The sequence below is a fragment of the Paenibacillus sp. FSL H7-0716 genome, assembly GCF_038002705.1.
GTDB classification, from domain to species: domain Bacteria; phylum Bacillota; class Bacilli; order Paenibacillales; family Paenibacillaceae; genus Paenibacillus_AQ; species Paenibacillus_AQ odorifer.
The window spans coordinates 121,843-146,746 of sequence record NZ_JBBODA010000011.1; the positions used below are offsets into that span (position 1 = coordinate 121,843).

At 44.0% G+C, this 24,904-nt stretch carries 17 protein-coding genes; 1 reads left to right on the forward strand and 16 read right to left on the reverse strand.

Annotation, left to right across the window (positions count from 1 at the left end; all coding sequences use genetic code 11):
• Nucleotides 1-34: 34 nt before the first annotated feature.
• The 6 genes from MHH60_RS16305 to MHH60_RS16330 form a co-directional block, all read right to left on the reverse strand.
• Entirely contained in the window at nucleotides 35-1,696 is a 1,662-nt protein-coding gene (locus MHH60_RS16305; protein ID WP_076138133.1) for a response regulator transcription factor, read from the reverse strand.
• Nucleotides 1,674-3,437 (reverse strand): sensor histidine kinase, encoded by a 1,764-nt coding sequence (locus MHH60_RS16310; protein ID WP_076138132.1) that lies wholly within the window; start codon nucleotides 3,435-3,437, stop codon nucleotides 1,674-1,676. The genes MHH60_RS16305 and MHH60_RS16310 overlap by 23 nt, the downstream gene beginning before the upstream one ends.
• A gap of 83 nt (nucleotides 3,438-3,520) precedes the next feature.
• Nucleotides 3,521-4,408 carry a carbohydrate ABC transporter permease gene (locus MHH60_RS16315; protein WP_076138130.1) on the reverse strand — a complete coding sequence of 296 codons (888 nt, stop codon included), beginning with the start codon at nucleotides 4,406-4,408 and terminating at the stop codon, nucleotides 3,521-3,523.
• 19 nt (nucleotides 4,409-4,427) lie between these two features.
• A complete protein-coding gene (locus tag MHH60_RS16320) occupies nucleotides 4,428-5,333 on the reverse strand; it encodes an ABC transporter permease (protein WP_076138128.1) in 906 nt (301 codons plus the stop codon).
• Nucleotides 5,334-5,516: 183 nt separating this feature from the next.
• On the reverse strand, nucleotides 5,517-7,169 hold the full coding sequence (locus tag MHH60_RS16325) for an extracellular solute-binding protein (RefSeq protein ID WP_076138126.1): 1,653 nt from the start codon (nucleotides 7,167-7,169) through the stop codon (nucleotides 5,517-5,519).
• A gap of 734 nt (nucleotides 7,170-7,903) precedes the next feature.
• A complete protein-coding gene (locus MHH60_RS16330) occupies nucleotides 7,904-10,276 on the reverse strand; it encodes a YcdB/YcdC domain-containing protein (protein ID WP_076138106.1) in 2,373 nt (790 codons plus the stop codon).
• A gap of 113 nt (nucleotides 10,277-10,389) precedes the next feature.
• Here MHH60_RS16330 and MHH60_RS16335 point away from each other — a divergent pair, with 113 nt between their 5' ends.
• Complete coding sequence (locus MHH60_RS16335; RefSeq protein ID WP_081389151.1) at nucleotides 10,390-11,385, forward strand: serine hydrolase domain-containing protein; 996 nt, start codon at nucleotides 10,390-10,392, stop codon at nucleotides 11,383-11,385.
• A 147-nt stretch (nucleotides 11,386-11,532) separates the two neighbouring features.
• Here MHH60_RS16335 and MHH60_RS16340 read toward each other — a convergent pair whose 3' ends face one another.
• The 10 genes from MHH60_RS16340 to MHH60_RS16385 form a co-directional block, all read right to left on the reverse strand.
• Nucleotides 11,533-12,309 (reverse strand): Cof-type HAD-IIB family hydrolase, encoded by a 777-nt coding sequence (locus tag MHH60_RS16340; RefSeq protein ID WP_076138104.1) that lies wholly within the window; start codon nucleotides 12,307-12,309, stop codon nucleotides 11,533-11,535.
• Nucleotides 12,310-12,440: 131 nt separating this feature from the next.
• The gene (locus MHH60_RS16345; RefSeq protein ID WP_076138183.1) at nucleotides 12,441-13,529 is read right to left on the reverse strand and encodes a low temperature requirement protein A; all 1,089 of its coding nucleotides are present in this window, start codon (nucleotides 13,527-13,529) and stop codon (nucleotides 12,441-12,443) included.
• 200 nt (nucleotides 13,530-13,729) lie between these two features.
• A complete protein-coding gene (locus MHH60_RS16350) occupies nucleotides 13,730-14,722 on the reverse strand; it encodes a carbohydrate ABC transporter permease (protein ID WP_051491074.1) in 993 nt (330 codons plus the stop codon).
• 3 nt (nucleotides 14,723-14,725) lie between these two features.
• Nucleotides 14,726-15,601 carry a carbohydrate ABC transporter permease gene (locus MHH60_RS16355; protein ID WP_081389150.1) on the reverse strand — a complete coding sequence of 292 codons (876 nt, stop codon included), beginning with the start codon at nucleotides 15,599-15,601 and terminating at the stop codon, nucleotides 14,726-14,728.
• Between the two features lie 4 nt (nucleotides 15,602-15,605).
• On the reverse strand, nucleotides 15,606-17,978 hold the full coding sequence (locus MHH60_RS16360) for a DUF5696 domain-containing protein (RefSeq protein WP_076138102.1): 2,373 nt from the start codon (nucleotides 17,976-17,978) through the stop codon (nucleotides 15,606-15,608).
• An 18-nt stretch (nucleotides 17,979-17,996) separates the two neighbouring features.
• Nucleotides 17,997-18,611, reverse strand: a complete 615-nt coding sequence (locus MHH60_RS16365) for a YIP1 family protein (protein WP_076129177.1) — start codon at nucleotides 18,609-18,611, stop codon at nucleotides 17,997-17,999.
• Nucleotides 18,608-20,098, reverse strand: a complete 1,491-nt coding sequence (locus MHH60_RS16370) for an NHL repeat-containing protein (protein WP_076138100.1) — start codon at nucleotides 20,096-20,098, stop codon at nucleotides 18,608-18,610. Before MHH60_RS16370 ends, MHH60_RS16365 begins: the two co-directional genes overlap by 4 nt.
• A gap of 11 nt (nucleotides 20,099-20,109) precedes the next feature.
• Nucleotides 20,110-20,970 carry a carbohydrate ABC transporter permease gene (locus tag MHH60_RS16375; RefSeq protein WP_036679629.1) on the reverse strand — a complete coding sequence of 287 codons (861 nt, stop codon included), beginning with the start codon at nucleotides 20,968-20,970 and terminating at the stop codon, nucleotides 20,110-20,112.
• Between the two features lies 1 nt (nucleotide 20,971).
• Nucleotides 20,972-21,937: a carbohydrate ABC transporter permease gene (locus tag MHH60_RS16380; RefSeq protein ID WP_051491076.1), complete on the reverse strand. Its 966-nt coding sequence runs from the start codon at nucleotides 21,935-21,937 to the stop codon at nucleotides 20,972-20,974.
• Nucleotides 21,934-24,864 carry an extracellular solute-binding protein gene (locus tag MHH60_RS16385; RefSeq protein ID WP_076138098.1) on the reverse strand — a complete coding sequence of 977 codons (2,931 nt, stop codon included), beginning with the start codon at nucleotides 24,862-24,864 and terminating at the stop codon, nucleotides 21,934-21,936. The genes MHH60_RS16380 and MHH60_RS16385 overlap by 4 nt, the downstream gene beginning before the upstream one ends.
• Nucleotides 24,865-24,904: the final 40 nt, after the last annotated feature.

A 24,904-nucleotide genomic window follows, 5' to 3' on the forward strand; every position in this document is an offset into this window, starting at 1 on the left:
CTGAACAGGTGTCCGTCTTTCGGGGTATTGTTATTTATCCTCGTTTTTGCTCTCGATATTCCTGCGGCGTACAGCCAACGGTTTTTTTGAAGAATCGAAAAAAATAGTGCTGATCACTAAACCCGAGCTGGCCGGAGATCTCGTGCATTTTTAGAGCAGTTCCAAGCAGCAGCTCCTTACTCAGCTCCACTTTTTTCTCCAGAATATAATCAGAAATCCCCTTCCCTGTCGTTCTTTTATACCAGCGTGACAGATAGGACGGATTAAGTGAGACTTCCTGCGCAATCCGGGTTAAGGACAAATCATCGGCCAAATGGGATTTAATATATTGGTGGATCATGGACAGGATATTCGATTCATCATGTTTATAGGTTGCGCTTCTGTTCGAGATAATCCATTCAAAAAACGTGTGATAAAAAGAGATGACATCCGACCAGTGTGTGTTGATATTAAAATATAACATACGTGATAAATTCATACCGCTATGGGCTTTTTCCGTTAAACCTAACTCTTGTAAAGTCTGCAGCAGGGTATTACTGATCCCCGACATTAATCTTAATCTCAAAAAAGGATCCTCCGGCCCACCTTCCCCCGAGATCTCCACCCATTTGCGAAAAGATGTGCCCCAATCGAGATCACCCTCAAGCAGCCGTTGTTTTAAATAGTCGAGCAGCAGTTCCGCTGTTGCATTTCGGTTATGCATAGAACCTGGACTTGGGCTCACTTCCTTGGTATTTATCCTCAGCAGCTTTTCCATCCCAAGTCCGGGGCTATCAAAAATGGCTAATCGTAAACGGTTCAAGGCATAGTTCAGCTCATGCCAATGCACTTCCTGATCACTGGCGATGATAGACACAGATAGTTGCAGACATTTGCCACAGGCTTGCTGAACGGATTCCATTGTTCCGTGGACGAAGCGGAGCGTTTTTAACCAAAGCTCTTCTTCCCTGATTGAGGGCACACTTTCACTTTTAGGCTGAACAAAACAAGCTATCGTTCCCGGATCCAGATCCACAGCCTTAACTTCAACCTTGTCGCTGAGCAGCTCCTCCGCAATATTGGCTACCGCATAACGAATTAAACTCCGGTCTGAAGCCGTTTCATAATTCCGCCAAGCCTCCATCCGCAGAATAATAGGCAGGACGGGTCCATCCGCTTTGAACGGGAGCTGAATGGCGTCAAATTCAACCTGTAAGCTCTGCCGGTCTATCCGTTCGGTGCGTCTTAGAATATCGTGTAATAACTGCTGCTGTAACTGGGGCAGAGCACGCGGGAGCTTATCGCGAAGCCACTGGCTTTTATAGAAATAATCCTCTTCTGAAGATATTTTCTCCAAAGTCAGCTCCACAGTGGCACGAATTTTATCCATCCCCTCTGTCTTCAATAAATAGTCGACTACACAAGGATTTCGGATCGCCTGATGGGCAAAATCGAATTCATTATGTCCTGTCAGCAGAATTACTTTACAACGCGGCCAGCGGTCGACAATTTCCTGAATCAACGCCATCCCATCCATACCTGGCATACAGATGTCACTAAGCACAATATCTATTTTTACGGTATTAAGCCAGTCTATGGCATGATCCGCTGAATGAACCTTTATGATCTCCAAATCTTTAAAATCTGCCTTTACAAAAAATTCGTACAGCCCATCCAAAATATTAGGCTCATCATCAACTATCATCATTCGTTGCATCCTGCACGTCCCCTTTAAGCGGTAAATTGACTCTTACACAAAGTCCGCCCAAACAACTTCTCTCTGCCTGCAAGCCATAAGGGGAACCAAATTTGATCCTCAATCTCTGATTCACATTTAATAAACCCGTGATTTCCCCCTGAATGGCATTCTGCTCGGAGAACTGGCGCTGCAAGAGATTTAACTTGTCCTCACTAAGTGAGTCACCGTTATCTTCTATTATAATAGTCAGCGTATGCTCAACTTTTTCATAACTCATTTTTAATAGGCCATTGCTGCTTTTTTGCTTAAGCCCATGCTCGAATACATTTTCAATGATGGGCTGCAGGAGAACCCGCGGGACTTTGATGTTCCGGCAATCCGCTGCAATCTCATCCACTTCAGCTCTAATTCTCGCGCCAAAACGAATCCGCTGTATAGCCAGATAGACCAAAGCATGCTCCTGCTCTTGCTGCAAAGTAACCTCCTGGGCGGAATCCCGGGTCATGTACCGAAAATATTGCCCTAAATAATCGGAGAACTCCTTGATCAACTCAACATTTTCCACCTCAGCCATCTGTTTTATGCTAAATAGGCTGTTATAGAGAAAATGAGGGGTGATCTGCGATTGTAAATGTTTAAGCTCCGCTTCCCCTGTCCGGATACGCTGCACGTAGTTCTCATCAATTAACGTATTCAGATGCTTAAGCATCTCATTGAAACGAGAATACAGATACCCAAACTCATCCCTGCGGGAGTGAGTAATAAAGATCCCCGTCTGCCCTTGCTCCGCTTTCTTAAATCCTCTGATAAGAATAGACATCGGGCGATGAATCATCCTGTACGTCCATAAAGAGAACAAGATAATGATCACTATCGAGACAACGAACAACAACCATAGCAGCAATGAGTAGACATGAATCGGCTTCATGAGCACCGTGTTGGGAATATTTGCGGTCAGCCTAAAGTTATTGCTGTGATCGTAGAGCGAATAGTAAAAAGAATTATCAAAACGATACCGCTGCACACTTACAGTCTCTTCACTATTTAGCGGTTTTTCTATGGGGAACAACCTGGGCTCTTGGTCAGAAGTTGATATCACATAATCGTTATTGCCGAAGGCTAACGTAATATCGCTCCCCCCTGATACCGCAAATTCTTTCAAACGCAACTCAAGCTCAGGTGAGGAAAGCTTCACTCCCAGCAAAAAATTAGGTGAAAGATTGCGATCCAGATTATAGGGATTACTGCGCAGTAAATATAACTCGTCTTCGTATTTAGATAAAGCACCCTTTAGATTGCCCATAGTGGCCAGCAGACTTTGCCATTCCTCGTTGGTGACATCCCTAACCCCCACCGCAGCGCTAACCCGCTTATTAATTTCCGGTACATAATACACAACATCACTAATATAAGGACTGGTTTCTTTGATTTGTTTTAGCTTGGTGTATATATTGTTCAGATTAGAATCCACTTCGTACCGGCTCATAATTGGAATACGGGTACTGAAGGTAGCCAGCGTTTCATCCTGAGAGTACTCCGTGACTAAGCCCGTTATCCGTTGCAGCTCAAATTCAAGATGGCTATAGTAAAAATGAACCTTCGATTCGTTCGCCCTCTCCACTTCAGCTTGCATTTGGTTGGAGCTATAATAGGTAATAGATATACTCAGCGCACAGAGCGGAAGCATGACCAATAGGAAAGCTCCGATCAGCTTGATCACAATGGAATCGGGGTTCCACCCGATGGAGAATGATTTCATTGGAATTTTGTCCCTCTTTTATCGAATAATAATAAAGAAGGAGCCATGTTCAGGCTCCTTCTTATATTTAGGTCCAGTCCAGTTTAACCCTTTACACTACCCACGACTAGTCCATGCACAAAATATCTTTGCAGGAACGGATAAATCGCCAGGATCGGAATGATAGACAAGAAGATCTGTGAGGCTTGCGTTGTACGGTCTGAGATTTGATTTAATAACGCAGCTTGTTCAAAAGTAATATTTTCAGTCTGGATCGATACCTGCTGAAGTATGGATTGTAAATAGGTGGCCAGCGGATAATGTTCCGGGCTTCTCATATAAATCATACCATCGAACCATGCATTCCAGTGACCCACCAAAGCAAACAACGTAATGGTCGCAATACTTGGCATAGATACCGGCAGATACACACTCCATAACGTGCGTAAGTGTCCCGCGCCATCCATCCATGCGGCTTCCTCCAATTCTTTTGGCAAACCTCTGAAGAAATTGAGCATAAGCAGAACATTAAAGATCGGCACCGCGCCCGGTATAACAAGCGCCCAGATGCTATCCAGCAGCCCCATTTCTTTTACAATTAAATAGCCAGGAATCAGACCCCCACTGAAGAGCATCGTGAACACAAAAATCCAGGCGTACACGGTCCGTGAGCGGAAGGACTTTGCCTCTTTAGACAGCGGATAAGCTACTAGAATCGTAAACAACAGGTTAACGGATACGCCAAGCACTACCCGGAGCAGACTAGTTCCGAAGGAATGAATGAACTGGTTGTTCTGAAGGATATATTTATAGGAAGAAAGTGTGAAGTCCACAGGCCAGAAGGTTACGCTACCCGCGTTAACAGCTGCGCTGGAGCTAAAGGAGATCGCCAGAATGTTCACGATCGGAAAAAGACAAAGCACTGCGAGCAAAGTCAGAAATACATAATTGCAGCGGAGAAACCAACGATAAGCAGTTGAAGTATGGTGCATTTAGTCCACTCCTTTCTCTCTAAAAAATCCGATATTTAGCAAAACGATACGCCAGATAATAACCCAGCCCGATAAATACGAAGGAAACTACAGATTTTATCAATCCTAATGCGGTCGATACAGAGTACTGAGCATCCTGTAGACCAATTCGGTAAATCATCGTGTCCAAAATATCACCTGATTCATACACTAGCGGATTGTACAGGTTGAACACTTGGTCAAATCCCCCGTTCAGGACGTTGCCAAGACTGAGTGTAAGCATCAGGATCATAATCGGGCGAATGCCCGGAAGCGTAATATGCCACGTCTGCTTCCATCTTCCGGCACCATCGATTACAGCAGCTTCATAAAGGGAGGAGTCAATGCTGGTTAAAGCCGCCAAATAAATGATCGTCCCGAATCCAAACTCCTTCCATTGATCTGTGATCACTAGTACGTATGGGAACCAGCTATTGTCGGCTAGAAATTGAATAGGCTGCATGCCTAGTGCTTTTAAAAGCATGTTAACAATCCCGCTGCTCGGAGACAGTACATCTACGATAATCCCCCCCAAGATAACCCATGAGAAAAAGTGCGGCATATAAATAATCGTCTGAATCGAACGTTTGAAGCCGTTTACACGAACCTCATTAAGCAATAAAGCCGCTATAACTGGCAAGGTCAGCCCAGCAATAATTTTCATGACGGAGATAAATACAGTATTCCATACGACCTGACCAAAACCGGGAAGCTCAAACAAATAACGAAAGTTTTCGAGCCCTGTCCAGTTCATATTCTTAAACCCTGAAATCGGGGAAAAATTCTGGAAGGCAATTACAAGGCCAGCCATCGGAATATAACTAAAAATAATGATCACTATTAAGGCAGGTAAAATCATCAAATGGAGCGGAATATTACGTAGAAATTGCTTAGTATTAAAGTGCATATGCTTTCTCCTCCTTGTATCTCAATTATAGAGCAGCCCCAAATTGCCTTAATAGTGTAGCGTATTGACTTTAAGTATCTTTTGTTGACCTGGTTATCGAACCGAATAGCTGCTCAGCCAAAAAAAGAACTGCCCGTTTGTCATTATCATGACTAGGGGCAGTCCTCTTCTGCGTCGTTTTTACTAGTTTGCTTTTACGATATCATTTACTTCTTTCGTAATTTGATCTCCACCGAGCTTTTTCCAGTTGGCTACGAATTTGTCGAATTCATCGATAGGAAGACTTCCGTAAATGATTTTGACAAAGGTCTCTGCACGCAGTTTATCCAAGGTAGCCGCTTTGCTGTTCATCGTTTTGGTTGGGGCATAAATGAACTCATTCATCAACACCAAGTCATTATCGCGGTAGTGTTTGATAACCGATTGTGAGCTAAGCGGTCCAAAGATCCTTTCCATATGCCATTTATCAAGATCTCCACCGCGGTAGCTTTGAATATCATCATAGAATAATTTAGCTTCAAGGCCCATGTTTGAGGTATCCCCCGATTCAAGGGCTTTTTCCACTTCATCCTGTGCCTTTACATTTTTGTTCGGTGGCAGGTTGGATACAACCGCATTTTGGAAGCCCAGACCTGTGTCCCCGTTCAAATATTTTGCCCGTTCCGTTTTAGCGGACTCCCCAAACATTTTCTCTGCTTGGAAGTTAAGCAGCTTGATCAATGCCTCTGGATGTTCGTAGCCCTTACGGACCGCGAATACGCCGCCAATTGTAAGATGGTTTTGGGTTTTGGCAGGTTGGTCATCAATAGATTGTACTGGATAAGGCACCCAGTTAACATTTTGATCCTTTTTAATCATGTCCTTTACTTGGAAAGGGGCCCATTGCGGCAAAAATAACATACCGGATTTACCAGCATTCACATCCTCCATCGCTTTGGCAAAGTCTTTTACCCCAAACTCTGGATCAATGACTCCTTCTTTATACAATCTTTGCAGCTCCGCAAGTCCAGCCTTTACCTCCGGTTGAATCGTACCATTCACAACCTCGCCATCGGCGTTTTTGATCCAAGTTTCCAGGTAAGCATGATACCCGAGTAGAAACGCATTGATTGGCAAGTCCTTGTTCAACGAAATGCCGTAAGTATCCTGTTTGCCATTTCCGTCTGGATCTTTAAATGTAAAGTCTTCTGCAATCTTAATAATATCCTGCATGGATGTGGGCTCTGCCAGATTCAGCTTGTCCATCCAGTCTTTTCGAATCCATATCATATCAGAGGAATCCAGCGAACCCGGGAAGCTTACCATCGCCATCAGTTTTCCATCTTTCGTAACCGGCTTTAGCCCTGCTCCGTCCTCTTCTGCGTAATATTCTTTGACAAGATCCGAAGCATATTTATCAAATACCCCGGTCAAATCCTCCAACATGCCAGCTTCATAAAGCTGCTCGAATTGCACCGTGGACACCTTTAACAAATCAGGTAAATCCCCGCTCGCCAAAGTAACGTTCATTTTATCGTTATAGTTGGCATCAGCCACAATCCAGTCATAGGACACTTTAATCCCAAGTTCTTCCTCGTATCCTCTGGTCCAGATGTTATTGGAATGTGTATCGCCCTGCGCCAACGTCTCTTTGCCTGTTTCGTTCATCGTGGAGCGAAGTTTGATCGGCGGATCATATTTGGTTAAAGGGCCGCCTTCCATTTCCGTTTGCGCACTAGTGTTTCCCTCTGCGGAACTACTACTGTTTCCACTATTATTGCTGGAGCAACCACTGAAAACTAATGATAAAACTATGGCCGATGCCATTAAAGGCAAGCCTTTAATCTTTCTTTTCATCTATTGAACCTCCCTTATTTTCTATATCCTAATTGTAAGAAGAAAGCGTTAACACAGCGAGTGTGAACCGTTTACATTCGGTATCTTTTCTTTACCTATTCATGTTCGCCTAACAAAGCTCCGTTTTAGGGTCACTCTGATTATCATAATACTGTGAGTTTGTAAGTGTCTATGTATTGGTAATTAATTACACAAAAAAGAGGCTGATCCTTATGCTACCCCTTAAGAATCTTAGCCATCAAGATTACCTATATAGTGAGCCGTCGGTACATAGTGTAGGAGGTATGGACTGAGGATTGCGTTGAGGATTGCGTTGAGGATTGCCCTGAGGATAAATTCAGCGTTGAATTCAGCATTGAATTACGCGGCATTACGCGTTTAATTGTATTTAGTACACTTATAATGCATCAAATCACTCAGCCAAAGGATATAAGTGTATTTCGTACACTTATATTCTTGCTTTTCTCGCCGATAGGTGAATTCTCTAGTTTTTAGTTGCAGAGAATGCAATTAAAGATACACATTCACCTTTTGCATAAGAAATAACTGTATAGAATGCAGTTATTTCGCGGATTCCAGCAAGAATCGGCGCACAAAAAAAATGCTGGGTGGAGACCGAAAACTGCATCTGCCAGATAGAGATGCTTTAGTCAATCCGCCGCGCTGCAAACTAAAAAACCAGGCAGCGATTCTCCAATCGTCGGAGAATCGCTGCCTGGCTGTCTTTTTAACACTTATTGACCTATGATCTGATCAGTCTTTCCTTGCAGCTCCACTAGCTTCATAATCACCGAAGCCGCCAGCGCTTTTGTTACATTCTGCTGCGGATTAAACTTGCCGTTGTCATCCTTTAAGAGTCCCAATTTCACAACAAGAGCCACGGCCCCCTTGTTGTTTATAGCTGAGCTATCACTAAACTGACTTACAGTCACATCTTTATCAAGATAAGCTGTTAGTTTATTGTATTTCAAGAAATTAGCCAGATGAACAGCAAGCTGTTCCCGGGTTAACTTACTCTCTACTTGCAGGCTTTCATCCTTATTGATCCATTTACGATCCGCTGCAAAAATAACTGCATCATAATATGAATTCTCTGGCTTCACGCCTGCCACCGTTTTTCGTTCATTATTATTATAATAATTGCTGAACATCGGACTAGAAGCTTTAGCAATATAGGTTAACCAATCACCGACAGTTATTTCTTGATCCGGGTTCACTTTGCCATCGGCATCCGGTGTAATCACATGGTGGTTTACCAATTCTGATAATTCCCGCTCTGCTGCATGGCCTTTGATATCCGTTGCAGATAGTTGAGCATCCTGCTGACCGAGGTAATCATACACCGCAACCCATTTTCCAGTAGCTGCATCCAAAACCTGATTCAATCCATTAGATTCATCAAAGGTTGTTTCATATACCAGCTTCACCTTCGGTGCGACATAGTTACTATAAGTATTGTATCCGCCAACCTGAGTATACTTCAGTTTAGTCTGATATTTAGGTTTATAACTTTCGAGCGCTTCTTTCTTGGAAATTGTTGCATCAGGCGATAATGTGATTCCATCGATACCGCTTATCCGATTCCCCATGTAAGAAGTCAGTCTGCCGTAAAGATCCAAGCTTACCGTAATGGTGCTGTCACTCACAGGAATTCCTTGATGATATCTAATAAACTGGTATCCATATCCTGATCCGTCTGAAGTCAAACTCGAATTATCCCCGTATTCTACCAGCTTTAGCTTCTGGCTCGCCTGAGGATATAGACTATTAATTATACTAAGCGCTTTCACCTTCGCCTCAGCCTCACTAAGCTTCTTACCTCCAGCAGGTGCCGGCTCTTCCTTTTTCTTATCCTGAATAGCACCATAAGCTTGAACCTGGTACTGCAATACTTCACCGGTTTTTGCATCGATCTCGGCAGAGGATTGTTCTGGAAAGCCAGCACCAATGTAACGATCATTTCCATTACTGCCCCAGTATAGCTGCCAGATTTTTCGATCTGAATCCTGATAGTCATTTCTCAAGGTTTGCGAGATCAATTTACGATCTGCTGGGATATAGGCAACCTTCTCTACAAGCTGTGCTGCTTCTTTTGCAGAAAGCTCTGTACTAGAACTTCTTGCCTGAAAAACATCCTTGCTCTTCACTACTTCTGAATACACAACTGAGGTGGATACGGATTCTTTTCCTTCATAATCTATCCGCTTGCCCGTTAATGCATCGATAGGATATAGAGACTGATCTATTGGACGCCAGCCTAGAATCCAGTTGTTAGGTTTTCCGTTCTTATAAATAGGAATGTAAAATAGGCCCACATCGAACTGTTCCGCAAATTGCTTCTGTGCTTGCTCCAAGGTAATCTTGGGCTGTGCAGACGGGTACTCAAGCCCTTGAGAAGACTTAGAGAATTGCGTTACATTTCCGTTACCATCCACAACTATATTAATGCTGTCCGAACCAGAAGGAATACCATTCTTCAGAATACTGAAGTTATATCCATATTGAACAGGACCGAATAATGATTCCGAAAAATAACTATAACCAACATTCTCATTTAATTGCAGCTCACTGCTCTTAACCGATGAGGCTGCCTTAGCCACAAAAGTCTTGGCGATCTCCAATGCCTGAGTCTGCGATACTTTCGGTGGATAATACGATTCGTTCTTCTCCTGGGAGAAAGAGAGATAGGTGTTGATGATATCACCATTAATGGCGTCTACCTCACTGCTAAAACCATATCCTATATTCCCTTCTTGAACCTGCCACTGAATATGCCAGATCATTTGATTTGCTGGAGCTGGGTAGCTTTGGTTAGATCCCAGTTGAACATTGTTTACAGTTGCATCCTTTAGGGGTGGGAATAGTTCTTTTAACTTTGCAATGGCTTGCTCCTGCGTGAATTTTACTTTTGCAGGATCAGCCTCAGAGTTCGTAGTCGTAGCTGGAGCCGCTGATTGCGTACTAACCTGCGTTACGGAAGTGTTGCTGCTAACAGATATAGAATCGGCTGCGGCTAAGCCAGGGGGTAAGAGTAACGCGAGTGCAACGGAAGTGATTAATACCGTTTTAGCTGTTTGATGAACAAAAAGAGTACTATTGCTTTTCAAAAGAATTCATCCTCCTCTAACACGTGATTCATATTATTATACAGATTTTTTCTTGTATTTTCCATAATTATTTAACGACAGGAAATTACGACATTTTTGTGATGTGAGCTATAATGGTAAACAGTTGCAGCTATAATTCATCTAGAAAGGGGGTCACCGACATTACTGACTGGAACCTTCAGCCGCTTATTGACGGTATTACTAACTTAGACATTCGCAGTTGTCTAATCGTTCAACATGGAGAACCCATACTGGAGCATTACCGCGATCCACAAATCTCTGAAGAGCTTGGCAAAATCAACTCGTGCACCAAAAGCGTACTCTCCGCCTTAGTTTGCATAGCCATAGAAAAACAAATTATTCCACCTCCAGACACACCTATTTCTTTATTTTTCCCTTCATTAAAAGAAGATCATGACCCACGTAAAAGAGAGATCACTATCGAACACTTATTAACGATGACCGGTGGCTTTAACTGGACAGAGTTCGGCGGGCAGAATTCTTTTCCGGCCATGACTAAAACCGCAGACTGGATAAAATTTGTGCTTGCACAGCCATTAGCTCATACACCAGGAACCGTGATGACTTATAACTCAGGCTCCTCTCAGCTCTTGTCCGCAATCCTGCGTGATTGTTCTGGACAGGCGGTTGCGGAATTTGCCGAAGATCAGCTGTTTCAACCGCTTGGCATTCAAAGCTATCACTGGGAGAGCGATCCGCAAGGCATACATACCGGTGGGTTCGGACTTCATCTGAAGCCGGAGGATATGCTGAAATTCGGCTTACTTTATTTGCAGGAGGGACGCTGGAAGGATCAGCAGATCCTTTTTTCAGATACAATTCAGCAATCTACTCGCCCTTACGTTGAAGCCAATCATCCGCAAAAAGGATTCTATGGCTGGCATTGGTGGGTATCCCAATTCAATGCAGGTTCAGAGCAACAGCCGAACGAGATCCCTTATTATTTTGCACTCGGCTTTAAAGGGCAGCATATCATTGTAGTTCCTGCTTACGAGCTGGTTGCCGTTATCACCGCGGATAAGTACAAAAAAGGCTCTCCTGCAAATGTTTTCGGCCGATTTATTGTGCCAGCTCTTCTAGGGCAGTAAGAACCAGAAATCACATGCAGTTCTATGTGTGGGTACCACACAATCCATAAAGCAGCCGCAGCCATAGACTGATAAAGTCTTGGCTGTCGCTGTTAGATTTGTACAAATGATCGCTCTTAATTTTTCTTCAACTCGTTTGCTGCAAGCTTAAATGACACCAAATTTCTTTAATGCGTAGGCTATCCCGCCTTCACTTGCTTTTTTTGTAACAAAATCGGCTTTTTGTTTTAACTGTTCCGCACCGTTTCCCATCGCAATGCCCAATCCCACATACTCCAACATGTCGATATCATTTCCACCGTCACCAAACGCGATAGCTTCTGACTTGCATATATTCAGATAATCCAGCACTTGTTTAATCGCCGTTGATTTAGAAACTTTTGTTTCTTCAAGCACATTCATAACGTATCCGTGAAAACGTTCGAACCGTAATTCAGAAAATCTATCTTGGAATTTTTGCGCTTCATTTTCGTCCGCATACAAGCATATACAGTAAACCTCCTCTGGCAGAGCGCTCATTTTTTCGGGATATTGTGTAAGACTCAAAGTCTCCTTTAATGCCTTCATAACGCGCTCATCCTCGGAACCCATTCCGTTCATGGTTATAAGTTCGGTGAAATAGGACATGCCATGTCCGTTCAACTCAGCAAAAGCCGAGAGTTCCCGCACGGTTTCTGTTGAAAGCGTTGATTTATAGATAACGTTATCCTTACATTTGACAAGCGCACCGTTAGCAGAAATAAAGGTATCAATGCCCATAGACTTGAACTCTTCACATAAGTTATGCGGTCTCCCTGTTGCAACTACGACTTTAATTCCTCTCTCTAACAACTTCTCAATTGCTTCTAGCGTGCTAAGCGGAATGCTTCTATCAATTTCACTTACTAGAGTACCGTCCACATCAAAAAATACAATCTTATACATGTTATGAAATAAGCCTCCCCGTTCGATCGTAACCAGATAAATTATATTTCATGGGATCTAAAACAAGAAGGAAGCCGATCACATGGATCGCCTTCCTTCTTGTTTTCTTATTCAGCTTTGGCACAACAAGCTTACGTCGTTACTTTTGCATATACCACAAAAAATAACATTATTTCACCAATGATCAGGTAATTAGGTATAAGGAACAACAAATCTACTGCGAAAAAAACACCAAGTAAACCTAATAATAACGCCAAATGAAATATTCCTAACCGTTGCTGTATATGTCTATATTTATGGAAGACCAGTGAGGTAGAGAAGAAGTAGAGCAGGACCGATCCAAAAACAAAACACACCATAAATGTATAATTTAATTGATCTAAAAATAACAGTTGGATCGAAGCTGCAATCATACTCAAGGATACATAAATAAATAAATGCCCGTAAATTATGGTTTGTCCGGCAGTCTCTATAGTCTTGTCCACTTTCTTTTCAACATTATCAAAATATTGCCACCACATAGCTATGATTAATAGAAAAGTTAATAATGCAAATACAATAGATTGCCACGTCCAGTGGCTAGACTGTAAGACCGCAAGGATACTGACCACTGATTCGCCAAGCAGAATAAGCGTAAACAACGAGAAGCGTTCCAATAAATGATGAGTATTGATCGGACTTTTCACCAAGTATTTCCGGCCTACTAATGGAAGCAGAATGTCTACAGTAATTCCCGCATACAAAACTACATAACGCATCCAAGAGTCAAAGAAAAGTGATAAAGAAGAAATCACTAATCCAATCCAAAATCTGCTTCCCAAATACCGGGCAGTGCCCTTTCTATCAGCCGCTTCATTCTTATTTATCGTAAGATATTGAATGGCTGTCATAGCTCTCAAACCAACATAACCAATTAAGAATGGCATATAATATTGATCAAAGTTAACCGACAAGCTCGCCGTCATTATTAATACAAAAAATAATTGTAGAATCAAGAATATCCGATGTAAAAAGATGTCTTGACCAAACCGATTTACAAAAAGCGACTGCCCTACCCAAGCCCACCAGATCGGAATAAATATTAAGATGAATTTGGATAAGTATTCAAGTGGGATTGTACCCGCCTCTACATGCAATAGGACATGGCTCGCTTTTGAAACTGCTGCTACAAAAAGCAGATCATAAAATAGCTCCAGCCAAGTAACTTTCTTCTCAGTAATGGATGCTGTACTGTGCTCAAATCCCGATGTGCGTTTATTCATCGTTTGACTCCCTTGGTTTGGATGTGTATTTCTAATACAGTTTATCGAATACTTATCCATCTTAACCGAATTGATATACTAATTTGAAGACCCTTTACCTAAAAATAAAACCAGCAAGCCTCCACACAGGGAGCTTGCTGGTTTTTTAGTAGATAAAGTTATTCCCCGGCAATACCGGAGCGTTCCACACTTTCTACGAAATGACGCTGTACGAACAAATACAGAATCAGAATTGGCAGAATAGTTAGAATACACGCCGCCATAACCTGATTCAGTCCAGTTGGGGCCATCCCAATAGAACCCGAAGTCATTTGCGACATCGTCTCCGCTGCCTGATTATTGGAACCATAAAACATCGCTAATCGCTGCGACAGATTATAGAAATCCGGTGTTGTTAAATACGTATTCGGTTCAAAGCTGTCATTCCAGTGCCATACCACAGAGAACAAGAATACGATCAGCATTGCCGGCTTGGCGATTGGAAACATGATTTTCCAGTACGTTCTGAATGCACCTGCACCGTCGATACGTGCTGCTTCCTCCAACACTTTAGGCATTCCGCGGTAGAACTGAATAAAGATCAGTACGAATAATGCCCCCTTCAACCCGTGCCCAAACATAGAAGGAACCACAAACGGCAAATGTGTATTAATCCACCCCAAGTCACTAAAGAACAAATAAAGCGGCACAACAATCGTCTGCGGTGGAACTAGAAAAGTAAACAGCAGCAGAACGAAACATACTGCGTAGCCTGGAAAACGGTATCTGGCAAAGCCATACCCGATTAAGGAACAGCTTAAGATTTGCAGAACCGCACTCCCGAAGGAAATAATCGCACTATTCGCAAACCCGGCCCAGAATTTTAGCGAATCCCATGCCAGAAAATAGTTGCCAAAACTTATCTTTTTCGGAAGCCATTGCACTGTGGCATCGGCTACGTCTGTTACTTGCATCATGGATTTGGACACCATGTATAACAAGGGATATAGGAATACGAACGTTAAGCTGAGAATAACCAAGTAATAAAAAGCGATATTCAGCACCTGAAGCGAACGTTTCACGACTCTGTCCAGCTTGCCGCTTGCTTTTAGACGAGTTGTCAGATGTTCCATGTTCGTCGTCCGAACCTGCTTTACGGATTCCTTCAACATCTTCTACTTCCTCCCTTCGGTGGCACCGAGCGACTTGCTGAATAACAGGAAGACCAAACCCAGAACCAAGAAAATAAACACAAAATAAATCCAGCCCATCGCTGAGCCATATCCAAAATCATTATTCTTAAAGACGACATTCAAAATATGACTCATGATTTGATTATCTGCCTTCGTGAATGAGCTGACGATACTAAACAACGTGTTTACGAGCATCATCGGCATAATCATCGGGAAGGTGATTTTCCAAAAGCTTTCCCACGCGGTTGCTCCATCACATTTGGCCGCTTCATACAGTGAAACAGAAATCGTCTGTAACCCCGCTAGAAAAATCAGAATTTGCACGCCAGAATCCCACATCACCAGTGTTAAAGATTCTGCATATTTCAGCAACGACTTCAAAATGTCGCCGGGGATAAAGTTATGGAGCTTATCATATAAATCCTGATTATAAAAAATCGGTAAATTTGCGGCACCCTGATCCATCAATTTGCCCAGGATCGCCCCTGAAGCAATGATGACCGGCAAAAAGAACACGCCACGGAAAAAGGTTTTTCCTACGAGTCCGCGATTTAGCAGAATCGCACAAAAGAGCGAAAAGATAAGAATTAACGGAACCTGAGTCACCGTCGACACCATCGTCGATTTGAGCAGAGGCAAGAAATTAACATCTGTAGTAAACGCGGCACGATAATGCTCCAGCCCAACAAAAGTGGCCAGTAAGCCGCCTTTGCTCACTTGGAGATCCTGAAAGGAATAATACAAGGAACGGCCCAGCGGAACAGCCATAAACACCAGAAATCCGACCAGCCACAGGCCGATGAAGGAATATCCTTCAACGAAATAACGCGCTCGCATCGATAGCTTTGATTTTTTCACTTCATCATCCTCCTGTTACCGCATAGCTGAATGCCTCGACGGTCTGACCAGACACGTCAATAGACCGCTCATTATAGTTGACTATAATGCTCACACCGTTTGCATAAGTCGTCCGAAAGACTTTACTTTGCAGCTGCTCATGATTCGTCATTTGCTGGTTGCTAATGCTGTCATAGACCTCTTTCAATGCGAGATAATTCTGCACAGAAGGTACCAGCCAGTTCTCAAGACTAGAGCTGAACAGCCGGTCTGCCATGGTTCTCTGAAGATCGCTAGTCGGAGCATAAGTTAATTCATAACTTGGAAGGGCTCCATATTCCAGCGCCCGTAAGGTTTGGTTACGGGAATCATCGTACAGATTAACCGGGCTTGCTGTATAAGGCACTAAGCCGTGTAACACTAGTTGATAAAAAGGAATCGCCCGATCTGTATAGACAAATTGACTGGAGTCGAGCGGCACTTGATCAATCCGGTTCACATGTCCTAATGTATAGGCAAAACCATAATCTACTGCCGTGTTAAGCTCACCCTTACGGAAGTTATCCAATGCATTAACATAAGTATCTTCTGTAAGCTGGCGGTCTGTATTGGATTTATTATCCTCATCGGAGTATAGCAAGCTTCCAAAGTGTTCAAACTGCACACCCTTCACACCCAGATCCTGAAACTTGCTCAGCTCAGCATTACTGCGTTTTGCGATAACACTAGGTTTCATTAAATAGAAATAATCATCCGTATTCCACCGGGTAGAGAGATAATAGACGTACTGCTTCAAGACTTCACGATTAATGCCGCGCACAGCATCTCTACTTGCCTTCACGCCGTTGCTATCTTGGTAAGGTTTCACGTAGTTAGCTTTCAAATAAAGATTTACGCCCCTGCCTGCGGCATATTCCTGAAGCTCTTTAAGTCCCTTATTGCCTCCCAGCTTCTTCTCAACAGGGAATTGTTCTGGCTGGTTTCCGTATAAACCATTTTTGGACCATCCCTCGATCGTAATCTCTAGCTGAGTAACACCCTCTGCCTGATATTGATCAATCATGTCCTTGATTTGTTTAAACGTAGCTGCTTCTATAAAAGTTGAACCGATGACTTCATCACGCGAAATCCCGCCGAGCACTTGCAGATACAATGGCGTGTTCTCAAGAACTACTTCCTTGACCTTTTTCTCTTCCATTAAGTAATTACGGTATTCCTTCGCCATCCCAACGTAGTTGGCTTCCTCGCCTTGGAGCAGAACATAACGTACGCTACGATCGGTTTTGATCATCTCACCCTGATAATAAGGAATTTGGCCGGAATTGCCGACAAAAATAACATCATCCTTGCGCAGGGTGAATTCACTTGATGCTCTATAAAGCGAAATAGCGCGAATGCCTGATGGAACACCGTTGATTTTAGCGTCGGTATCTCCCTTAGTAACAATTGCTAAATATCCGGTGTCTCCCTGATAGATCCCAAACACTGGCAAAGCGATAGCTTTTTTAAGAGGTGCCGCCTTTTGCCAAGAGTTATCCGTAATTTCATGATTTTGTTTCACGAAGGTTTCGTCCCCGCCGTAAATGTATTCAGAATAACCTTTCAAATAAGCGGGATGATCTTTCCGAAACTCCAGCAATGCCCCTGAACCATCCGGAAGCATCATTGCCCCCTCTGCATCTTCTCTAGCCGCATGAAAAAATGGCAGAACCTCCAGACTCGTGAATTTCGCATTCCCCTCTTCCTTCAAGTACTCCTGTGGAATGGAAACCTCAAATCCATTAGCAGTCAGTCTGTACTCCAGAGCAAAAGAAAGCTTCAGGCTAATAAAAGCAAACTCCGCACGGACGACATCTTGCTCAATCGTTACGGTAACCGTGGAGTCTTCATCTTTAAGTGGGTAGACCTGTGTAATATCAGCCCCCTGTGTGTATCTGGCATAAATCGGTGCGGTCGTGTATTTCTTAATATTTGGCATGGCTGTTCGCTCCAGCTGTGGAGATCCAAGCCACTCCTTGTTTGTGATTTTGTCTGTGATGCGAAGATTTCCCGATTTCTCATCTACATATAAAATATAGCGTTCGTTCTCCAATGCTTTTGTTCCAGGCGTGACCGGCTGCAGCTCAACCTTCTGTACAGGTGCTGCTACAGCGGCTGGAGCCTGCTCTTCTACGGGAGTCGTGGTCTCCTTTTCTTGCACAGAAGTGGCCTGCCCTTCAGCTGGTTCAGTCACCACCGATGTTTGCTCTTGCCCAACCTCTTTGCTTTCTTCAGTCTGAACAGACTGCGCAGCGGTGGACGGATCGGCGGAACTGTGTAGGGGTTGAACATTTATCACTGCGAACAGCATCATCACAACAATACAGAGAATGCCCCGCACTTTAACTTTTTTTCTCATCGTGTTACCTTTCCCTCCTTACGCGCGCAATCTCAATTCTTTGAGCAGATCGACAATAAATGAAACAAATTGATTGGAAATACCAAACAGCAAAATGCCTACAAACCAGATAATGGCGATGCCTATTACACTGATTATGGTGATAAAAATAACCTTGCGAATCTCAAAGTCATGCAGGATCTTCACCTTCATTAAAATCAACCAAGCCACCCAAAGAATCACAAACTTGTGCAGCAGATTGAAGGTTGAAGCCTCATCCAGCGAAAGGACCAACGTTAGCAGTGTGACTGGGATGATAAAGAGCATGTATGGAACAAGCGCAAAGGCACTGCCCACAAAAATCTCTTTAAATTTCCCCTCACCATCCATAATCGTACTGACACCCCAGTTCGAGACACACCAGGTCAACCAAGGAACGATAAGCCAAATAAACTCATGAAACATGGAGATTTCATGCGGCTCTCTTGTTTGAAAAGCATACCCTGTAATCAGAATCGAGATCATTCGTGCCACAAAGGTCAGTAGAACGATCGCAATCCCCTGTATCCAGCGGATACGCTGCTTTCCTTGAATATCGTTATAGAACTGATAAGGATGAACTACAACCTGATGAATCATTCGCAAAGTGTTCATCCAATCTCCCCCTTTGCCGGGTCCAATACTGCCTTGTTTCCTCTATACAGCCAGGCATGGAATCTCCGGTATAATCTCGGCGCACTCCAGAGCAGTACTAAGAACAGCCCGATTCCGCCGGCAAAGAAATAAGTAAAATGCTCCCGGATAAACAATTTACGATATTCGCGGAAAGCGGATGAATAGTCAGCTTTGGAATTTGAAAGCTTGAAATAGCTCATAGATTCCTTATATTGCTCTGCTTTATAAAGCGCTTTGCCGATAGCCTGATAAGCCATATCATAATTGGCGTTCAATCGCAGCACCTCTTGCCATAAGGATTGCGCTTCGTCATAGCTGCCATCTACATATAGCAAAGATGCCTGATGAACCAAATCCGCAAACGGCGTGGTCCGGAAGCGATCGATTCTGCCCCGTCCTTTATCCACTACATAGATCAGGCCATCAGCGGTTTGATCTACGGCGGAAGGAGTCACGAAGAGTCCATTCTGATCCCCAATCCCGCCAAAGCTGAATAACAAATTCCCCAGCTTGTCATATTGGAAGACTTTACTGGACTGCAAATCCAGCGCAGTTATAAATCCGTTCTTATCAATACTGATCCCCATAAAGGAAGCCATACTGAATGGACCCTCAGAGTAATAATCACCGTACCAGCGTTTACCAATGTTCAGCGTATCTACGCCTACCGGAGATAACCGTTTGATCTGGTTATACTCTTCGCCCAGGGTTGTGCTGTAGATAAATCCTTCTTCATCCAGATCCACGTTGGAGAACTCAGAAGGTTTAACGGTCGCCAGCTGGTTCTGCTGCTCTTTGGTGGCCACCAGCTTAATTAAGAGTCGTGTCCAGGAGAAGCCTACATGGTTCGCTCCATAAAACCCCTTGAACTTACCGCCCGAGTCAATTTGCAGCAACCCCTGTGTGTTACCATCGCTCACCACATACATATAATCACGCTTATCTACGACTAATTTAGAAGGAGAATAAGAGAAATTAGCACCCAGTAATGGGCTATCCGGTTTTAGAAACTCTTTTACGAACTTGCCATTTTTATCAAAAATAGCAATACGCGCGTTTTTTGTATCTGCTACATATACCGTTCCATCCTCTTTCACGAATACACCCTTCGGCTCCTGCAGCTTGCCGCTGCCCTCCGCATCACCGATCAGATTTAGCAGACGACCGTCCTTATCCATATGAACAATACGGCTGTTGCCCGTGTCTACTACGTAGAGTGAATCGTCATCACTAATAAAAAGAGATTCCGGATTTTTGAAGGACCCCATATCTGTTCCTGTTGGATCGATAGAAGAATCGTAGAGATAACCATTAATCGAGCGGACCTCATTGCCGGACTGATTCCACGTATACCCCTCATATGGGGCTTCACCAGCTAGCGCCTGCCCTGGAAGCAGCAGCACTGGCAGTGTCAGCGTCACCAGTAGCCCTGTTAGCAGCATTTTTATCATATTACGTCCTATCATCATGACTCCCCCTATTCCTTCAGCCCCGAATGGGCCATTGTCTGAAGCACCATCCGCTGCGTTAATATAAAGACAAGAATAGTCGGGAGAATCATCAAGAAGCTTGCTGCTGCCAAAGTACCTACCCTAGCAACGACTCCAGCTCCTCCACTGATAGTTTGGATGGCAAGCGGCAATGTCTTCATTTCCTGAACAGTCGTATAGACCATTGAAGGATACGGATCATTCCAAGCAGAAATGAAGCTGAATAAAGCAAAAGTCGAAATCGCCGGCTTAAGCATTGGCATCACAACCACCCAGAATACCTTCCATTCGGAAGCCCCGTCTATGCGGGCCGCCTCTAATAAAGCGTCTGGAAGCTGCCGCAGGAACTGGGTCATAAGAAACATTCCCATCGGTGCAGCCAGATAAGGTAAGATCATTGCAAAATACGAATTCATTAATCCGCTGCGGCTAATCAGCAGATATTGCGGTATTTGCAATACTAAGGGTGAAAACATCAGCGCCGCCACAATCATACTAAAGATAGCGCTTTTAAATGGCATATTGTGCTTGGCAAGCGGATAAGCCGCCATTGCTGAAATTAAGACACCCCCGACCACAATCCCCGATGTAACGACCACGCTATTGAAAATAAACCGTGAGAACGGCACCGCCGAAGTTCCGGTAATTAACAGCAAATCACGAAAGTTCACCAACGTCGGATTCACTACGAAAAACCGTGGTGGGAACAGGAATAGTTCGCTTGTTGGTTTTAAAGCAGTCACTGCCATATAGACAAGTGGCAGCAGCATAATTAGGCCAAACACCGTTAAGAACAGATATAAAAAGATGCCGCCATAGTCAATACGCCGTAAATTTATTTTGTGCATCCTAATCCCTCCCCAGCACTTTGAAGATGAGACGGTTGAGCCCAAGCATCAAAGCGAACAGTAATACAGCAATCGCTGACGCATATCCCATCTCAAAGCGGATAAATGCGTAGTCGAACAGATGCGCCATAATCGTATGGCCTGCATAAAGGGGACTCGGAAATCCAACAAGCCGCATACTGACGTCAAATACGGTAAGCGAACCGACCACCTGCATCACCGCACCGAATAACAGCTGCGGTTTGACGCATGGAATCGTAATGTACCAAAGCTCCTGCCAGCGGTACTTGACCCCATCAATTGAGCCAGCTTCATATAAATCTGTCGGTACATTTTGAAGTCCGGCCAGAAAAGCAAGGAAACCTACCCCCATACTCATCCATAAGGAAACTATGATGATCACCGGTACGATCGAATCTACATTTTGTAGAAATAAATAAGGTTCATTGATAATCCCCAGCTGAATGAGCCAGTGATTGAGCAACCCCTTGCGGTCGCCGGCGAACAAATACAACCAAACCACGGACATTGCTACTGCACTTGTAATCGATGGCACATAGTAGCATAGGGTATAGAAAAAGCGGAACTTCTGCGGAATCTGGCTAATCAGCCAGGCCAGCAAGAAGGCCATAATATAACCTATTGGACCTGTAATAATGGCAAATTTCAGCGTAATCCCAACAGCTTTAAGAAAGATATCATCGTCTACAAACAACAGCTTATAGTTAGAGAAGCCAATGAATCTCGGTGTCTCAATAATGTTGTAATAGCTGAAGCTTAGAACGACGGACATGATAATAGGAACAATAGTAAAAACAGTGAACAGAATCAGGAAAGGGGCCAAGAAATAATAGGAAACTTTATTTTTTTTGATATCTAACCAAAGCTGAGTCCATTTCCCGGGAGTTTTCGTCGGCTGCATCTGTACGGCTTCGTTCTGTACCGGTGTAATTATTTCACTACTCATTTCTGACCTCCTTTCTCTTTGGCGATTGAAGTCTGGGAAGTTTCAATTCCGAACTCTTCGCGTTTCTTACTAAGCTCTTTATTGATTTCACGCACACCTTGCTCCATCGCCTCCCGCGGGAATTTACCGTTGAGCACAATTTCATTCCAGATGTTGGCGATATGCCGGGTCGTGTAATATCCTCCAAGCACCACTTCGCGCTCTTTAAACCACTCCCACTGTTCCATAATGGCGTCGATATCATCTTGCTGCCACGGCAGACGTTTGAGTGCTTCAACATTGGCTGTATTCCAACGAGCTTCAACACCCAGCAAAGACTCAAGCTCTGAGCCGAAGTTCTCCTGTGCATCCGCACTGGTCCACCATTTCAGGAACTCCCAAGATTCTTCTTTCATATCCGTATCCTTAAAAATAATTCCTGTCTGTGCAAGCCCGCCTGTAGAACGGTTAATCTGTCCATCTGCTTGTTCAATACCCGGCATTGGTTTCATGCCCCACCAGCCTGTCAATTCAGGTGCGGCAGTAGATAACAGAATGTATGTGGAATAATCAGCAACGCCGATTGGCATCTCTCCAGAACGGAAACGGTTATAGAAATCCGCTTGTTTCTGCAGCTTGTAGTTCGTAAAGAGTCCCGTCCACATTTTCATAGCTGTCAGTGCTTCTGGTGAATCCAGATCAGACAACATCCCATTATTCTTATAGAAATCCCCGCCATACTGGAATAAGAACGGCGCAAACTCATTAATGGCTAGACTTGGATTGTTCGGGGCATGTGGATAATAGAAGTCCATCCCGTTTTGTTGCAGCACAGGAATCAGTTCCATAACCTCTTGCCACGTATTCGGAATATCCTTCTCGCTAATGCCCAGCTGTGCCATAATATCTTTCCGGTAAAAGAGCATCGTGAAGTTCTGATTCTCCGGCAATGCGAAGTCTCCGTTATCATACTTATAAGGAATCAGTGCACCCGCTCTGAAACGTTCAGCAACCTCTTGATAATCTGAGAATTCATTCAGATTCACGAGTGAATTCCGCACCGCGAAGTCAATCGGCACTTCACCCTCAACCCCCAGTGCCACATCGGGAGCAAGTCCGGCAGTATTGGCTAATAACAGAATCTGCTTCTGATCCGCTGCAAGCGTAGGAATAATATTGACGTTCACCTTGATGCCCGTGTTTGGTGTAAAGTCCTCATCCACCATTTGCTTAATGATCTCCGCCCAATCACGTCCACGAGAGATCCAGACATCCAGCACCTTTTCATTTTTGTACGTATTCCCTATGCCGCTGTAATCCTTTGTAAAAGAACTAAAGAAGTCATACGTCATCGTCCCTACACGGGTATACCAAGGAGCCGCGTCTTTAGGCCATGGCTGATCTTCCGACTTCACTTCAATATAGTCCATTACAATACTCTGCTTCATTAATCCGTTGACCCATAGGCCAAGCGATGACTGCAGATCCGTAAATTGCTGAAGACGACCTGGAATACTTGAGGTATCCTTCGCCATTTCCAGGAACCGGTCACGTGCTTCATAAAGCGTACTCAGCTCAGAGCTTCCATCAGCAACGCCAAAAGCATACATATCCTGCACAGCATCATCCAACGTCCGCGCCATCAAATGTAAACGTGGCACAAGATTAGGAATGTTCTGCTCCAGCTGCCAATCCCCGTTTGGATCAGGGTTCGTTCCCGTTACCTGCGTGATTTCACGTCCCAAAAGAGACATTTTATGTGTAGTGTTCAGCACAGCTTCAATCATTCCGCCAACGCCCGATACTTGAACTTCCATCCGCAACGTATGCTTACCTTGTTCTAGATAAAAGAAGTACTCTCCATCCTCATTCCCTAGCTTGTTTACTTGCCATTCCGCTTTGTAAGGGAATTTCAAGGCATTCAGCTCTTGGAACGGTACCTCGCCATCAATCATAATCCGGCGTTCCACCGGTATCCCGTTTAGGAACCACTGGCCGTAACGAATTGCGATATTGTAGAGCCCTGACTCAGGAATCTCGAAATCCCATTCCGCCCATTGTCCACCCGTACGCCACCCGACACCCCCAAAACTATTAAGCACAATAGCATCTTTGTTAAAAGGTTCGGTGAGTGGCTCCCGATCCTCGATCCGCTTCAGCGTTGGATCTGAACGAAGGGAGGATTCTTCTGCCTGAATTTTGATCACTTGATTCTGAACAGGCTTGTAACCCTTATTCTCATACTCCTGCTTCACTTCCGCATAAGTCGGGAGCGGTTCTGGAGAAAATATTCTCAGTTCACTAAGTGCAGCCGGTTCCCGGATGGCTTCCAGCTTCACCGTATGCTCCCCTTTGCTCAGATAAAAGCGAAAGGGATCCGCAGTTCTGGCCTCGGCATCTCGAAACTCCCGATATTGCCAGCCTGTTACCTCTTCCCGCTTGGGATTAAATTCATTCCCTTGATTGTCCAGCCATGGCTCTGCACTTTCCTTCCACATCCGCTGGAATTCCATTTTTTTTACTTGAGAGAATAAATACTCCCCATCAATCTTTACGCTTCGAATGATCGAGGATCGTTTACCAGGAAGGGCATAATACTCCATCCCCATCTGATATAACCCATCTGCCGGAACCGTAAATTTATATTCCACCCAGCTATCCTCTGCTTTAAGCGCTAGTACCTTGCCGGGTCTCCCACCAAGATCCGTCATTACCTCTGTACCTTCAGAACTAATGGCCTTATAATCCGCCGAAGGAATAGCAAGCGTAAAATCCGATGAGTCCTTTGCTCCATCCTGCTGTTTTTCCTCGTAATAGCTTAAGTAAGAGGCTTCGAGTTTTGAATTCACACTATCGCTTTCTAAAATAGAGCTTTCATCAACATCCGCATAAACGGGGATGCCATCCATCGCTGAATTATCAAACCCTCGTGATTGATTCCACCACACTAGGGAGACTCCTAAAAGTACCAGTAACAACAAACTAATC

Excerpts from the sequence above, each read along its gene's own strand:
- MHH60_RS16320 (WP_076138128.1), bottom strand. The coding sequence starts at position 5,333 with ATGCACTTTAATACTAAGCAATTTCTACGTAATATTCCGCTCCATTTG.
- MHH60_RS16315 (WP_076138130.1), bottom strand. The coding sequence starts at position 4,408 with ATGCACCATACTTCAACTGCTTATCGTTGGTTTCTCCGCTGCAATTAT.
- MHH60_RS16375 (WP_036679629.1), bottom strand. The coding sequence starts at position 20,970 with ATGCACAAAATAAATTTACGGCGTATTGACTATGGCGGCATCTTTTTA.
- MHH60_RS16325 (WP_076138126.1), bottom strand. The coding sequence starts at position 7,169 with ATGAAAAGAAAGATTAAAGGCTTGCCTTTAATGGCATCGGCCATAGTT.
- MHH60_RS16370 (WP_076138100.1), bottom strand. The coding sequence starts at position 20,098 with ATGATAGGACGTAATATGATAAAAATGCTGCTAACAGGGCTACTGGTG.
- MHH60_RS16335 (WP_081389151.1), top strand. The coding sequence starts at position 10,390 with ATGGTAAACAGTTGCAGCTATAATTCATCTAGAAAGGGGGTCACCGAC.
- MHH60_RS16350 (WP_051491074.1), bottom strand. The coding sequence starts at position 14,722 with ATGTTGAAGGAATCCGTAAAGCAGGTTCGGACGACGAACATGGAACAT.
- MHH60_RS16340 (WP_076138104.1), bottom strand. The coding sequence starts at position 12,309 with ATGTATAAGATTGTATTTTTTGATGTGGACGGTACTCTAGTAAGTGAA.
- MHH60_RS16310 (WP_076138132.1), bottom strand. The coding sequence starts at position 3,437 with ATGAAATCATTCTCCATCGGGTGGAACCCCGATTCCATTGTGATCAAG.
- MHH60_RS16380 (WP_051491076.1), bottom strand. The coding sequence starts at position 21,937 with ATGAGTAGTGAAATAATTACACCGGTACAGAACGAAGCCGTACAGATG.
- MHH60_RS16305 (WP_076138133.1), bottom strand. The coding sequence starts at position 1,696 with ATGCAACGAATGATGATAGTTGATGATGAGCCTAATATTTTGGATGGG.
- MHH60_RS16365 (WP_076129177.1), bottom strand. The coding sequence starts at position 18,611 with ATGAACACTTTGCGAATGATTCATCAGGTTGTAGTTCATCCTTATCAG.
- MHH60_RS16360 (WP_076138102.1), bottom strand. The coding sequence starts at position 17,978 with ATGAGAAAAAAAGTTAAAGTGCGGGGCATTCTCTGTATTGTTGTGATG.